We start from the raw sequence: 15,085 nt of genomic DNA on the forward strand, positions 1-15,085 counted from the left end.
TCATCTATTTTGTAAAAATAAAATCATTACATTTGTAGAGAATTCGTTTCTAATTTTTCTGCAATCATTTTTCTAAGTTCAATTTTCATAATTTTCCCTGACGTGGTGGTTGGCAATTCGGCTAATACTTCCAATCGTTCCGGTAACTTTTGCCTAGCGATCTTTTTCTCTGATAAATACGAAATCATTTCATCAAAAGTGAATTCATAACCTTTTTTGACTTTTACATATGCACATGCTTTCTCTCCTAAAGTCGGATCTGGCATAGCAACTATTGCTACCTGGTCAAGCGCAGGATGTTCATACAGAAGATCTTCTACTTCTTTAGTAGATATATTTTCTCCACCCCTAATAATGATGTCTTTTATTCGACCAGTAATGACCAAATACCGCTCTTCCTCGATTCTTCCCAAATCACCAGTATAAAAATAGCCTTCGTGGTCAAATGACTCTCGGTTCAGATCTGTATTTTTATAACCGATAAATACTTCAGGACCTTTGACTGCAATTTCGCCTTCCTGACCTTCTGATAAAATTTCACCATCTAGAGATACTATTTTAATGTCGTATCCCACTGGAATCTTGCCGTCTGTGTAAAACGCTCGTTCAGTGCTGTCATTCAATAATCCTAAAGAAACTGTGGGACATTCAGTAGAGCCATAGACGCGCACAGCTTTAATTCCTGCATTCGGTGCTTTCTTTATTAACTCCGGTGGTATGTATGCACCTCCGCAAACAAACTTTTGCATAGAAGATAAATCATATTTTTCTGTCAGATCCGATTCAACTAACCATTTCAGAAAAGGTGTCGCACTGATCATAAAATTGCATTTCTGATCACTGATCAGCTTTGCTGCTTTAGTATCGTCCCATATATCCATGTAAACTACTTTAGATCCAATCAACAAAGACAACTCTAAAGGCGTTAAACCTGAAATATGAGTAATAGGCGACGGCATCAGCATAATTGTTTCCTGGTCTAATTTGAAATTGTCAATCGTCAACAGATACTCACGGATTAATGTATTATCTGTATGTTGGACCCCTTTAGGTTCGGATGTGGTTCCAGATGTATACATGATCAACCCTACATCGTTCGGATTGCTTTTATATTCCTGAAGGCTCTTTTGGGATTTATATGATTTTCCCCTATCCAAAAATTCATCGAACGTTATCATTCCCTTTGGAGCAGTGTCACCTAAAACAACCACATGCTCTAGATTAGGCAATGAAGAATAAATATTTCCGATGACTTCAGGATAGTTGTGTTTGCGGAATACATCCGGAATAAAAATAACTTTAGCTTCAGTCTGATTTAAAATAAATTTAAGTTCTTTTTCCCTATAAATTGGAACTATTGGACAGCAAATACCATCCATTACTCTAATAGCATTATGGATAGCGTGACCTTCAATCCAATTAGGTAGTTGATACGCTATTGGATCTCTCGCTTCAACCCCTAATGCATGCAAACCGCTAATGATGTTCTCCATCAAATCATGCAGTTCTTGATAATTGAGAACCTTATACTCATCTGCCACTGCGTCTCTATCAGGATAGGCTTTAACTGTTTCTAAAAAATACTCTCTTAATGATTTGTTCAACCAATAATTTTTGCTGACGTATTCTTCTATTAGCTCTGAGGTAATACGTGTTTCCATCCGCCAACCTCCTTTCGATTTTTTTTGAATAGCATCCCATCCTATTGCGCTAACCATCCACCATCCACAAAAATAGTTTGTCCAGTGATAAAATTACCCGCATTACTTGCTAAAGCAATAATCATTCCTGTTAATTCTTCTGGTTCCCCTAAACGCTTGAGTGGTGTTTTGTTAATAATTTTGTCACGAACATGCGGAGTATTGAGTTCATCTCGGTTCATCTCAGTTTCGATATAAGCGGGACCAACAGCATTTACATTGATACCGAATCGACTCCATTCCAAAGCAAGAGACCTTGTTAAATTGATGACAGCTGCTTTGCTGGCAGTATATGGACTGATACCAACATCACCGACTTGTCCAACAACCGATGACATATTGATGATTCTTCCGAAATTTTGCTCTTTCATCTTGCTCGCAACCGCCTGACAACAGAAAAATAAAGATTTTACATTTAAATCCATCACCCGATCCCAGTCTTCCTCTGTCACATCAAGTGCAAAATTTGTAGAAGAAACACCTGCATTATTTACTAAGATGTCTATGGAACCATGCCTTTCAACCACTTGGTCCACCATCGCAGCTATAGAATCTTTATTTCTAAGATCTACTGAAAAACTGCTTCCTGTTCCTCCCAAACTTTCAACTTCGTCAATAACCGCTTTATTTCTTTCCATATCCCGGCTAACGACTACTACATTTGCTCCAGCCTTTGCCAGTCCCATTACAATTGCTTTACCTAATCCCCGGTTACCCCCAGTAACAATTGCCGTTTTGCCTTTCAATGAAAATAAATCCATTAAACTCCTCCTCCAAATTGTATTTTTCCGATTTTAAAGCGCTTTCATTTTAATTTAAAATTAAAAATACTTTATATTTCCTCTTCCCAACCAAATTCCCTAGACAGTTCCCTGGCTGCTTCTTTAACAATCTTTATAGTTTCTGATAATCGTTCATCAACATATTCTCTAGCTAAACCACCTTGACTAAGAGCTCCAATTACATTCCCTCTAAAATCAATGATTGGTGCACCAACAGCAGCTATATGCGGTAAAATATCTCCTTGGCTCAAAGAGTAGCCATTTTTTCTAATAACTTCTAACTGTCCGATTAGTTTTTCTTCTTCCTCCAAATTTAATTTAGTCAATAATTTTTCTTTTTTCAAAGCACTTAAATGAGCAAATATTGCCATGGGCGCGCCACCCTGATTGAGCTGTAAGGTATCTCCAAGCTCTACTGATGATTCATCGTACATTCTTGGCCCTTTCATAATATCGATACATTGTGCCATATTATTTTTTTCGATGAACAAATAGGAATTGTCACCTGTCAAATCTGTCAATTTCTTTAAATAAGGCTTTGCTCGACTGGTAAGATCTAGAGATTGGATTACGATATTCCCCAGTCTTCCTAAACCGATTCCTAAACGATAGTATGATGCTCTCGAGTCATGGAATCTTTCGATAAATCCTGCTTTTTCTAGCGTATTACATAAACGGATTACAGTAGCTTTATTAATCTTCGCTAACTCAGATATCTCGTTCACTGTGAATTGGAGCTCTTTTGCCGAATACAAATTCAGAATCGAAATCGCCTTTTCGACCGATTGGTTAATAGAAGTATCACGAACATCGCTACTTGTTTTCTTCATGGACGTTTCATCAGTAGATTCACCATTCATTAAAATGCTTCTGACATCCACTTCCATTTTCTCAGTTTCCATTTCATTACAACTCCTTCTAAAACGCTTATATGGAACTCTGTATCACATATTGAAATCCAATTACACTATGTGTTAATGAATTACATATTATTTTAACTTTTTAGAATTGTCAATGTATTTCGATAATTTTTTTAACTACTTCAATTATTAGAAATAATAATATCTTTTTATTACTTTTTATAAATAGTTAAAATAGTTTTCTAAAAAAATAAAAACCTTATCATTAGACAAGGTTTTTAATGCACTCATTTAAATTTCCCAAAGAAATTCCTTATAAGTGTTTAAGAAAAACTATTTTTTAGCTGATCTATAAGAAGCCATTCTAAAAGAAGACTAATTCAACTTTAGATTAGAAAACGACCTATCAAATCCATTTTTTACTAGAAGCTATAAGTTTATTAAAGCTCATAACTTTTCTACCAGAAAAATTTTAGCATGAAATTCAAATTTTTATATAGGAAATTCTTTTTCTTTTAAAAGTTAATACAAGAGAAGCGATCTTAAATCTATTCTAAAAATAAGTTGTTTTTATTAATATAAAATGATATGAAAATATTAAAAAATATTTTTTCTTTTGCGAAATGGTTTATTTATATTTCATTTTTAATATAAGCTAAGAAATACTAATAACCTCTTTTCTTCAAATAAGGGAGAATCGTTCTCATGCATAGGAAGCAAGATATTTTTTCAGGCTGATATGTAAGTATTTTGATTAGAAAAAATAAAAAATTAAATTTCTTCACTAGAAATATAATGGTATAGCTTCGGTTCTACCGTATTTTCCAAAGCCAAATGCATATGAACAACCGGGATGTCTCTTAAATTCTTATCTTTCATCAACGCTTGCTCCACACTTTCTTTATCTGGAAGCGCCTGTCCTAAATAATAAAAATCGCCACCTTCATCGTCGTCTTTTTTGATGAATAGATGAAGGTCAATGTTATTTTCTGTGGCGTCTATGATGGTTTTTACTTCTGCAGACGCTAAAGTACGGTTACTCCGTGTCGACCATTTAAAAATTTCAGGACTGACAAACCCCTCTGTATAAGCTACGCTCGATTCGACTTCATCATCTTTATGGTACGTAACAAAAATCGGGCAGTTGCCATGCTTCGTTTTGTATCCATAGATTGTAGAGCTTTCATCGCTTGTCCAATTCAATAAACGGCATGCATCTTTGCGCGTATATTTTTTATAGAGCGTCAAAGCTTGATCGCATCTATAGCTTTTGCTTAACTCTTTCGCGCTCATAACGATATCGCTCAGCATCGCTTTGAAGTTTGAATTCCGTTCAAGACTTTCTTAAATTTCTTCATTCAATTGGATACCTGCCGCTCCGAAGACCACAAGTGGTTTATTGCCATACTTTTTTCGAGGCCCTTGATTGAAAAAGCTTAAGTCCATAACCCGTTGCACCGATGCCAAGGTGTCTGGATCGGTAGAGCAGTTATGAGAACTTATGTATTGTCTATAGACTTCCATCGTGACTTGTTTGTTTTCCAGCAATAGTTCGAGCAACAGGATTTCATGCAGCCGTTTGCCGTTCAGAATTTCCAATGACAGCATCGTCAGCACCTGTTCTTCATAGCCAGTTACTATCGGATCAATTTCTTTAAGCTTCAATAAAAACTGGTGATAGGTCGTGTATTTTTGAACAATCACCAACGGGTCGATGGAATTGTGATGGATAAAATCCTGGAGCTGCGGAATATGCCCGATTCTATTTTTCAACTCTACATAAGCTTCGCGAAGAATTTTCATATCGTTTAAATTGCTTCGTTTAATCGCGGAGAAGACCCGATTTTTCGCGATTTCTTCAAAATTCACAGTGGAAATTCCTTTGATGTAACTCGTGTCTTTCATTCGACGGCGGATATTGTCTTTGTTCTGCGAACGTTCCCCAGACAACGCAACGGGAATGAGGTAATTATTTTTGTAGTTTCCGATAAAATCGATGATTGTCACAAACTCTTTAGATCCATGCTTTCGAAGTCCACGCCCAAGCTGTTGGATAAAAATAATGCTCGATTGCGTTTGTCTCAGCATGACCACTTGATTGACGCTTGGAATATCGATTCCTTCATTGAAAATATCCACAGTTAAAATATAGTCGATGACGCCATTTTCCAATCGGTCCACTTGCAGAACGCGTTCTTCCTGAGAGTGTTGGCCAGTCAAGGCAACGGTTTTTAAACCGCGCTGATTCAGTTCTTCTGAAAGTTTGATCGCTTCTTCTTTTCGGCTGCAAAACATAAGGCCACGCACTTTTTCACCCGAATGGCCATAATAATTGATTTTCTGTAAAATGTGATCCACACGTTCTTCGGTGATCAACTTCGTAAAAACCGTCGCTTCGTCAATCACACCTTCTTCATACTCAACATCTGTTACCCCGAAATAATGAAATGGGCAAAGCATGTCTTCTTCCAGTGCTTCTTGTAAGCGAATTTCATAAGCCACATTGTAATCGAATAACTCGTAGATGTTAAAATCATCGGTCCGTTCAGGCGTTGCCGTCATCCCCATTAGGAACTTTGGCTGAAAATGCTCAATGACTTTTTGATACGACTTGGCTCCCGCTTTATGTACTTCATCAATCAAAATATAATCAAACGCTTGTGGGTCTAATTGCTGGAGCGTTTCTTCCTTTGAAATCGTTTGGATTGTCGCAAATAAATAACGTGCATCTGTTTGGCGAAGGTTGCCCGACAAGATCCCAAAATCTTTTTCCATCCCACCAAGTATTCGAATAAAATCAGACTTCGCTTTTTGAAGAATTTGTTCTCTATGAACAATAAACAACATTCTTTTTGGCGCAAAGTTCCGCACATCAAAAGCAGAGAGATAGGTTTTCCCAGTACCTGTCGCTGAAATAACCAAACCTTTGTCCTTTCCTGATTCTCGCACTGACTGTATTTCCTGCAAAGCGGCTTTTTGCATGTTATTCGGTTTGATGTTGATGGCTTCTTCTAATGGATTTTCTGTGTATACTTCCGGGAATTCAGCTACATTGGTTAAGTCTTTTCGGTATTCCAGAGGGACGTAGGATTGCTCATAATTGGTAATCCATTGTTCCGTCAGCGATTGCGCGTTTTCCCACACCTCTTCGAACTGCTGATAGAAATGAGAAACCAATTCGCCATTTTCATGGGAGCTCAGTTTGACGTTCCACTCATAATTCACTTTTAAAGCTTGCGCCGTTAAATTCGAACTTCCCACGATCAAGGTTTGATGCGTCTCATGCGAAAAAATATAGCCTTTTGAATGAAATCCTTTCATGCTTGATAATCGGACTTCTACATTATTGATTTTCATAAGTTCTTTAAATACTTTGGGTTGATTGAAATTCAAAAAAGTCGACGTTAAAATTCTGCCTTTGATTCCTTTTCGGTCAAGGTCCGATAAATGTGTTTTTAAAGTCGCTAAGCCACTTTCAGTCACGAAAGCTACAGAAAAGAGAAACGATTGGCAGTTGTCCAGTTCCTCAATAATCGAATTCAATACGGTTTCATTTGTCTTGGTGTTGTTGATCAGCAAAGTGGGTTTAAAGCGTTCACCACTTGGTTTTCTTTGATCAATGAAACCTTTGTATAGAGAGTCTTCTAAATTCTGCAGAAAGTTCATATCCGTCCCCCGCTTTTCCCTTAACTACCCGTCTTATTTCTGAGCTTGATATGTCTTTTTCAGTTTCTCTATGGCCGGTATGTCTGCTGGCGCCCATTCCAATTGGTCAAGTTCATCCGCCTTCAACCATTGAATTTCTATATGTTCTGTTAGCACGGGTGTGCCTTCAATTAGTTGGCAATAAAATGTGGTCAAATGGACGATACCAAAATCGTATTCGTACACGGTATGTTCCACCTGCTCGCCAATCTCCACCTGACAATGCATTTCTTCTTGAATTTCTCTTTGCAGTGCTGATTGAGGCGTTTCAGTTTCTTCGATCTTCCCACCAGGAAATTCCCATAAGCCAGGCAAGCTTTTTTCCATTCCCCGCTGCGCACACAAAATTTTGTCACCATCTATAATTACTGCTCCAACTACACGTATGTTTTTCTTCATAACAACTCTTCACCTGCTTCTCAAAATTTAAAGTGATTCTTGAAAATCAAACACTCAATTTTCTTTATTCTATCATTTTCTTTCCATTATTAACTAAACTGTATTTTGCTCCAGTCAATCAATTACCTGTATTAGCCAATATTTTTTGTTACACTTAAGAAAAGGCAGATCCAATATGCCTTTATCGAAAGGATTTTTAGTTTGAAGATCTATTGGCTTGTTGTTGCCATCCTATTGGTTAATTTATGTATCCTTCTGGTCAATGATTATTTCCCCGGAACTCTTGCTGCTCTCGGCATACCTCCGTGGATTCCATTCGCAGTCATTGCCCTTATGGTGGTGCTGAGCGGCGTGACCCTTAAACCGCAGCGAAAGAAGAAACGTTACATGATGATCTTCCCTGTCCTGATGATTGTGGTGCCGTTGATTGTGCTCGCCATCTTGACATTGCTGGGCGGAGAATCCCGAAACAGCATTTCGCTCACAAGCCCTTCTCTTTGGATTGCCGTTGCTGTGACGCTGTGGATTTTCTGGTTGGAGTATGTACGGGCTTCCAAAAAAGAAGCAGAGGATACATAAGCATATAAAAAGGCCAAAGAAGCTGGGATTAGTTCTTTGGCCTTTTCGTATGGAGTTAAGATTCCGTTTCCAAGAGCCCCTGCAATTCCTTCACGACATTCTCAGGAACTCCGGTTGTCACGCCCGCAACCAAGTTCTCCGCCGCTTTCATCAGCATGGAAGCGCGGGTCTGTTCTGTGGCTGACCCGATATGCGGCAGGACGACGACCTGATCCATCTGCAGGAGCGGATTGTCCGGCGAGACCGGTTCCTGCTCAAAAACGTCGAGTCCCGCTCCGGAAATCTCCCCTTTTTCCAAAGCTTCGATCAAGGCTTTTTCATCCACCACTGCCCCTCTGGCACAATTGATCAAAATCGCGCTGTCTTTCATCGTTTTAAACTGTTTTTCTCCCATTAAATGATGCGTTTCAGGCGTCAATGGCACAATCAGCACGACGAAATCGGATTTTTCCAGAAGAGAGTCGAGCTCACTGTAGACGATGCCATACTTCTCTTCGAGTTCAGGCTTCGGGGTCCGGCTGTTGTAGAGGACCTCCATTTCAAAACCGAGCCTCGCCCGTCTGACAATCTTCTCCCCGATGCGGCCCATGCCGACAATGCCCATCGTCGCGTGATGCACGTCGGTACCGAAGAATTGCCGGGAATCTTTTTGTTTTCCCCATTTTCCTTGTTTGACGATATTGTTCAGCTCCGGTACCCGTCTTGCTGTGGCAAGCACCAGGCTGAAAGCCAGATCTGCCACTGTTTCATCCAGCACGAATGGTGTATGCGTGCCGAGCACCCGATGCTGCTTCATGGCTTCCAGGTCGAAAGAATCGTAGCCGACCGCCGAATTGCTGATGACTTTTAACTTCGGCGCCTGCTCCAGCAATTCATTCGTCACGGATGCATTTTGCACGAGCACCCCTTCCGCGTCCTTTAGCTCTTCCATCAGGACATCCTGCGGGATCTTACCTTTCCCTTCCCACTTCCGGTAATCGCAATGCTCTCCTATATATGCTTCCACTTCTTTTGAGACCGGCCGCGCAAGATAAACTTGGGGTTTCATCCGTGTACCTCCTATTTGATTAAGAATTCCAGTTCTCTAATATAATTTCATGAATATTATAACAATGCTAGAATGAAATAAGTGATGAAAGGATGAGATCAATGAAAAAATCCACTAAATTCAAAGTAGCCGTCGTCCAAGCCGGCTCTGAAATCATGGACAAGGAAAAAGGCGTGTTGAAGACGGTTCGGTTAATCGAAGAAGCTGGAGCGCAAGGCGTAAAGATCATTGTTTTCCCTGAAGCGTTCATTCCCGCCTATCCGCGCGGCATGTCGTTTGGCGCCGTCGTCGGCAGCCGCTCCCCGGAAGGCCGTAAAGATTTCCGGCGCTATTGGGATAATTCCATCACCGTACCAGGCTCTGAAACAGAAACAATCGGCAAAGCGGCGAAGCAAGCAGATGCCTATGTTGTCATCGGCGTCATCGAAAAAGATACAGCCGGCAGCCAGGGCACTTTGTATTGCACCGCCCTGTTTTTCGGCCCCGATGGCGAACTGCTCGGCAAGCACCGCAAACTCAAACCGACGGGGTCCGAACGCTTGATCTGGGGCCAGGGAGACGGCAGCACGTTGCCGGTCTTTGATACACCGTACGGCCGCCTCGGCGCTTTGATCTGCTGGGAGAATTACATGCCTTTGGCGCGTGCCGCCATGTACGAAAAAGGGATCCAGATCTATGTCATGCCCACTGCCGATGCGCGTGACACCTGGACAGCGACCGTTCGCCATGTGGCTGCAGAAGGCCGCTGCTTCGTGCTGTCCTGCAACCAGTATTCGACAAAATCCATGTATCCGGAAGAAATCACTTCCCGCGAGGAATTCAAAAAGCTGCCCGAAGAAATGTCCCGTGGCGGCAGCTGCATCGCCGGTCCTCTCGGCGAACTGATCGTTGAACCGGTATACGGAGAAGAAGCGATCCTATACGCGGAACTCGACCTGGATCAGATCGCTGAAAGCCAGTTTGACTTTGATGTATCAGGCCATTATTCCCGTCCGGATGTTTTTCAGCTGACGGTGAATGAGAAGGAACAGACGAATTCAATATGGAACAAATAAGATGAAGAAGGTGAGCTAGTGGATATGGACAACAAGATCACCAGAGGAAATCCCGAGAACATGCCTAAACCTGTCGGGAACTATACGCACATCACCAAAATCCCCAGAAACGCAGAGCTGTATGTGACCTCCGGACAAATCGGCACCGGATCAACCGGAGAACTGCCAGAGAACTTCAATCTACAGCTCACCAATACGTTCGATAACATCAAAAAAGTCTTGCAGGCAGAACAGCTCAGCGCGGAAAACATCATCAAAGTTAACATATGGGCGACAGAAAAGATTGATTGGGACTTTATGTATACCGAATGGTCGCAGTTGTTCGGCGAAGACTACCCTGCAATGACGATCGGATATCTTACGGAATTAGGCTTGCCAGAGATCAAAGTTGAAATAGAGATTTGGGCGGCAAAAGTTTAGGACAATTCTTCTCTATTGCCACAATCTCCTGAAAAAGCCCAGCTGGACGGTGATAAACCGCTCCAACTGGGCTTTCCTGTTTTACGCAAATGAAGTTTTTCTGAACCAATTTGTTTAAAGAAGCACTTTCATTTCCTTCGCTTTAATGAGTGATTCCAGCTTTCCCACAGCTACCACTCCTCTTCATTCCTCTCTCGGCAAACTAAACAGCCCCTGCATTTCACTATAGCGGTTGGCCAGACGCCCGAGCGGCTTCAGCTTTTCCAGATCGACTTTGTAGTTGCCGAGGTAGTAATCATCTTTGATGTGGTAATGGACAATCCTGCCAAGAATGAGGTGGTCGCTGCCGAGTTCGATGATGCGATCAAGTTCCAGTTCGAAGGAAATGGGCGCTTCCCCGACACGCGGTGGAACGACCGATATGCTGTCAGCTGCGGTTACACCGGCGGCTTCGAATTCATCCACGTCACTGGGGAAATTTTTGGCGCTTTCGTGCATTTCGTTGCCCAGTTCGGTATTGACGATGTTGATGACGTACTGCTTTTGCGAGCGGATATTTTCCAGCGTATCCTTGACGGTGCCTTCCCTTTCCCCGACACCCGGCCCGATCGAGATGCACAGCATGGGCGGATTACGGGAAGCGACGGTGAAAAAACTGAACGGCGCAAGGTTCCGTTGCCCTTCCGCATCGATGCTCGATACCCAGGCAATGGCGCGGGGCACAACGGAACCGGACATCAATTTATAAGCTTGCTGTGTATCGATTTCCCTCAGGTCTATATTCATGCAAATTCCTCCATTTGAAGTTCGTGGGCGTTACTTTCAAGTTTCCCGGTTCTGCTTTTCTTTTTTCACGATGGCCATTGCCATAAGCAGCAGCACAATGACAGCTGCGAGCATAAGCGCCAGGAACAGCCAGCCGAATGTGAAGGTGCCGGTGACATCGACGATATAGCCGAACAATGGCGGGCCGATGACGACGCCCCATGAACCGAGCATCAGGCTGAAACCGCTGGCGATGCCTGCCTGCTGGATCGGCACCAACTCCGTTGCGGCATTCATCCAGATGCCGTTGAAGCCGGAGATGCAGAAACCGAACACCACCGTAATCGGCACCATGACCCAAAACGAAGTTCCATGCGGCAGCTGGCTGATGACCAGTGAAGTCAGAATCGACAAGGATGCGATGATGACCAATACGATGATCCGCTTGCCGGCAAATAAACTGTCGCTGATGATTCCCCAAGCAACGCGCCCGAACGACCCGCTGACTTCGGAAATGACCAGCAGCATGCCCGCAAGCACCAGACTGATGCCCAGCTGTTCATAGGCGAACAGCACAATATAGGTGTTCAAAATAAGCTGGCTCCCGCTCAGCCCCATCGCTGCGAGGCTGACCAGCACCAACGGCTTCTCCTTGAACATTTGAACGATCGAAGCAAGCAAACGGACCGGTTTTTCCGTGCCGCTATTCTCCGCGGCCGGAGGGTCCTGATAGAACCTCCACGCAAGAATGCCGGTGATGATCAACAGCGTGCAGGCGCCGAACAGCACCGGTCGCCAGCCCCAGGCCACCGCAGCCGGGAGCATCAAGAGAGCAGCCAATGCGGAACCAAGCGTGACACCCATTTGCTTGATGCCCATGGCGGTTCCACGCTTTTCAGCGAACCAGTAGATGATGCCTTTATTGGACGTCGGATGCATGGTCCCATAGCCAACTCCGCCGAGCACCACCAGGAACAGCACCACCGCATAAATCGAAGTGATGGTCATGAGGATGAAAGACAGACCCAGACACAAAGACAAAAGAAAGAGCAGTTTTTTTGAGCCGATCCGGTCGGCCATAAAGCCGGCCGGAATCGCCACCAAAGACTGCCCCAGAAATAATGCTGCCGGGAGCATGCCGATCTGCGCTTTGGTCAGCGTCAAATCGTCCCCGATCAGCACACCCAAGGGCGCAAGGCTTCGGCCGACAAATGCCACCATGATCTGGGCAATCAGCAGCCAAGTGAGCATGCGCCACGGGTTGATATTCACGATTGCGTTATCTTGAACAAGGGTTTTATTCATGCGCAGTCATCTCTTTTTACTGGTCTCCAACAGAAAACTCTCTCCGTCAGGCCAAGTCGATTTTCTTCAAGTCTTCCGCTTCTTCCTCTGTTACAGTCACCGGCACCAGGTAAGAACCGACCACCGCAATCAGGAAGTTGGCAGCCAGACCGATAACGCCGCCGTGGACGCCGAATACCGTTTTATGGCCGGTCCACGTAAGGACGCCGGCAATGACAGCCCCGACAAGCATGCCCCAGAACACTGGAGATGCGGACATCCGTTTCCAATACAACCCGAGCACAAATGCAGGGAACACCTGAACCAGCAGCTCGAATTTCAGGACGAAAATTTCATACAGCGTCGCCGGCGGATACCAGGCGATCCACAGCAGAATCCCAACAGCCAGGACACCGGTGACTTTACCGACCAACACTTTTTTGCGTTCCGGTGCATTCGGGTTGATAAAGCGACTGTAAATGTCGTTTGATACAATCGATGAGAAACTGAGCAGCACCGAATCGGCGGTAGAGACGATCGCTGCGACAATCGCACCGAAGAAAATGATCATGACCCAATAAAAGAAGCCATTGATGCCGGCGATTTCATTGGCCATCAACCCGACCAGCTGCTCTGATCCCGCTTCATTCAGATTCGGAATCAGCGCGATTCCTAAAATCCCGATGATGAATACCAGCCCGGTCGTAATCGGTGGCATCCATGCCATACGGGAAAACGAACGCTTCAACGTCCGCTCACTTTCGGCAGCGAAAATTCGTTGGACGGCATGCGGATAGATTGCAGCGCCACAGCCGACAAGCAGAATCATGCTCAGCCAGTTGACCGACGTCATCATATCCGGGACGCCGAGCTTGGCGGGTTCCGTTTCAGCAATAAACTGTGTGGCACCCGCAAAATTTCCGCCGACCAGGTAAACGGCTCCAACAAGGAACAGCACGATTCCTACCATCAGCACCAGCCCCTGCATGACATCCGTGAAGGCAACAGCCTTCATGCCGCCGAGCCATTCATAGATCAGCATGACCAGGACAAAAGCAATCACGGCAACCTGATACGGAATGGTTCCGCCGGTCAGACTTGAAGCCGCCTGTCCGATTGCCACCAGCTGTTCAAGCAGGTAATTGCCCAGTCCCCAGAGCATCAACAGGACAGCGAGAATGGTCACCGCTTTTGATTTAAAGCGGTAAGTGATCCAGTCAGCCGGTGTGATGAAGTTCAGCCGTTTTGACACCACATACAGCCTCGGTGCAAACAGTAAATACACTCCGATGATAATGGTCATGAACGTGATGGACTGCAGCCAGGCAAAACCGGTCCGGTAAGCGGTTGGCGCATAGCCGATGATGGTATTGCCGCTGTATTGCGTCGCGTAAAGTGTGAAGAACAAAGCGATAAAGCCGAGATTTTTGCCGGCCAGGTAATAGTTGCTCATGCTGTCATGAAGCGTCTTATCGCCGCGCCCGGAGAAATACCCGATCAGCAGCATGATGACGGCATAGGCAGACAAGATCAGGACACCGTCCAGACCCGAAAAGACTAGTTCATTCATTTAGCTTCCCTCTCTTCTCCTCTTCTTCCTCGTCCTCCACGATGTTCCATTGTTTCAATGTCGCCCAGCTCAAGTAAGCGCAGAGGATGAGAGAAAAACCGACAATAATCCACGCCCAGTATGGAATCCCTAAAATCAGCGGCTCATAGGATCCGACCGGCATATACCATGGAACGTTGCCGAGCACGATTAAGACGAGAACAACCCAGATCCATTTTTTGCGGATCGGTTCTTTGATTGATTTATGGTCCATATGATAGCCCCTTTTCTGCGTACTTAGATTTAATGAGTGCTGTTTTTATTCGCGATCTCCTGTCACAGCGAGTAATGGATTTTATGGTTTGTTTCGAAATCTGTTATTTCCGCTTCATGTTGAATCGTTGACGAGATTTCATCCAAGCCTTTCAGCAGCATCTCGCGCCGGTATTCATCCACTTCAAATCCGCGTTCAAAGCCCTGTCTGTCAGTTAAGACGTTTTCTTCCAAATTGACCGTCAGTTGATAGCCCGGGATGGATGCGGCTTTTTCGAACAGCCGTTGCACTTCTTCCGCCGGCAGCCTTAGCGGCAAAATCCCGTTTTTAAAACAGTTATTATAGAAGATATCCGCAAATGACGGCGCGATGACGGCGCGGAAGCCGAAATCCTCAATGGCCCACGGAGCGTGCTCGCGTGACGAGCCACAGCCAAAGTTCTCCCGCGTCAACAAAACCGTTGCCTTGCGGTAGGGTTCCCGGTTCAGGAGGAAATCCGGGTTTTCTTCTTCATGGTCGTTATAGCGCCAGTCATAGAACAGATACTGGCCATATCCGCTTTTTTCAATGCGTTTCAGGAATTGTTTCGGGATAATGGCATCCGTATCGATATTCGCACGGTCCAACGGCGCCACAATCCCGGTATGCGTTTTGAATGCTTCCAT

General features: G+C 44.2%; 13 protein-coding genes and 1 pseudogene. 3 read left to right on the top strand and 11 right to left on the bottom strand.

Going from position 1 to position 15,085, the window contains the following annotated elements; translation table 11 throughout:
• Positions 1–26: 26 nt before the first annotated feature.
• From IRE19_RS09355 to IRE19_RS09375, 5 genes and pseudogenes are all read right to left on the bottom strand, one after another.
• The gene (locus tag IRE19_RS09355) at positions 27–1,661 is read right to left on the bottom strand and encodes an AMP-binding protein (protein WP_203340178.1); all 1,635 of its coding nucleotides are present in this window, start codon (positions 1,659–1,661) and stop codon (positions 27–29) included.
• 41 nt (positions 1,662–1,702) lie between these two features.
• Positions 1,703–2,461 (bottom strand): SDR family NAD(P)-dependent oxidoreductase, encoded by a 759-nt coding sequence (locus tag IRE19_RS09360; RefSeq protein WP_203340179.1) that lies wholly within the window; start codon positions 2,459–2,461, stop codon positions 1,703–1,705.
• Positions 2,462–2,532: 71 nt separating this feature from the next.
• On the bottom strand, positions 2,533–3,384 hold the full coding sequence (locus IRE19_RS09365; protein WP_203340180.1) for an IclR family transcriptional regulator: 852 nt from the start codon (positions 3,382–3,384) through the stop codon (positions 2,533–2,535).
• 729 nt (positions 3,385–4,113) lie between these two features.
• Positions 4,114–7,008 (bottom strand): annotated as a pseudogene (locus IRE19_RS09370) (DEAD/DEAH box helicase).
• A gap of 33 nt (positions 7,009–7,041) precedes the next feature.
• Positions 7,042–7,446, bottom strand: a complete 405-nt coding sequence (locus IRE19_RS09375; protein ID WP_203340181.1) for a (deoxy)nucleoside triphosphate pyrophosphohydrolase — start codon at positions 7,444–7,446, stop codon at positions 7,042–7,044.
• A 201-nt stretch (positions 7,447–7,647) separates the two neighbouring features.
• Here IRE19_RS09375 and IRE19_RS09380 point away from each other — a divergent pair, with 201 nt between their 5' ends.
• Positions 7,648–8,025 carry a hypothetical protein gene (locus IRE19_RS09380; RefSeq protein WP_203340182.1) on the top strand — a complete coding sequence of 126 codons (378 nt, stop codon included), beginning with the start codon at positions 7,648–7,650 and terminating at the stop codon, positions 8,023–8,025.
• A 55-nt stretch (positions 8,026–8,080) separates the two neighbouring features.
• Here IRE19_RS09380 and IRE19_RS09385 read toward each other — a convergent pair whose 3' ends face one another.
• Entirely contained in the window at positions 8,081–9,073 is a 993-nt protein-coding gene (locus IRE19_RS09385) for a 2-hydroxyacid dehydrogenase (RefSeq protein ID WP_203340183.1), read from the bottom strand.
• A gap of 101 nt (positions 9,074–9,174) precedes the next feature.
• Between IRE19_RS09385 and IRE19_RS09390 the strand changes: the two genes are divergently transcribed.
• Entirely contained in the window at positions 9,175–10,128 is a 954-nt protein-coding gene (locus tag IRE19_RS09390; RefSeq protein ID WP_203340184.1) for a carbon-nitrogen hydrolase family protein, read from the top strand.
• Positions 10,129–10,152: 24 nt separating this feature from the next.
• Complete coding sequence (locus tag IRE19_RS09395; RefSeq protein WP_203340185.1) at positions 10,153–10,548, top strand: RidA family protein; 396 nt, start codon at positions 10,153–10,155, stop codon at positions 10,546–10,548.
• A gap of 183 nt (positions 10,549–10,731) precedes the next feature.
• Here the strand turns inward: IRE19_RS09395 and IRE19_RS09400 are convergent, their stop codons facing one another.
• The 5 genes from IRE19_RS09400 to leuD all read right to left on the bottom strand — a co-directional run bounded on the left by IRE19_RS09400 (position 10,732) and on the right by leuD (position 15,085).
• A complete protein-coding gene (locus IRE19_RS09400; protein WP_203340186.1) occupies positions 10,732–11,334 on the bottom strand; it encodes a flavin reductase family protein in 603 nt (200 codons plus the stop codon).
• 36 nt (positions 11,335–11,370) lie between these two features.
• Entirely contained in the window at positions 11,371–12,618 is a 1,248-nt protein-coding gene (locus IRE19_RS09405; protein ID WP_203340187.1) for an MFS transporter, read from the bottom strand.
• 46 nt (positions 12,619–12,664) lie between these two features.
• Complete coding sequence (locus tag IRE19_RS09410; protein WP_203340188.1) at positions 12,665–14,167, bottom strand: sodium:solute symporter family protein; 1,503 nt, start codon at positions 14,165–14,167, stop codon at positions 12,665–12,667.
• Positions 14,160–14,420, bottom strand: coding sequence for a hypothetical protein (locus IRE19_RS09415; protein ID WP_203340189.1), 261 nt, complete (start codon positions 14,418–14,420; stop codon positions 14,160–14,162). The genes IRE19_RS09410 and IRE19_RS09415 overlap by 8 nt, the downstream gene beginning before the upstream one ends.
• Before the next feature lie 62 nt (positions 14,421–14,482).
• Complete coding sequence (gene leuD / locus IRE19_RS09420; protein WP_203340190.1) at positions 14,483–15,085, bottom strand: 3-isopropylmalate dehydratase small subunit; 603 nt, start codon at positions 15,083–15,085, stop codon at positions 14,483–14,485.

Source organism: Planococcus beijingensis (assembly GCF_016820615.1).
GTDB classification, from domain to species: Bacteria; Bacillota; Bacilli; order Bacillales_A; family Planococcaceae; genus Planococcus; species Planococcus notacanthi.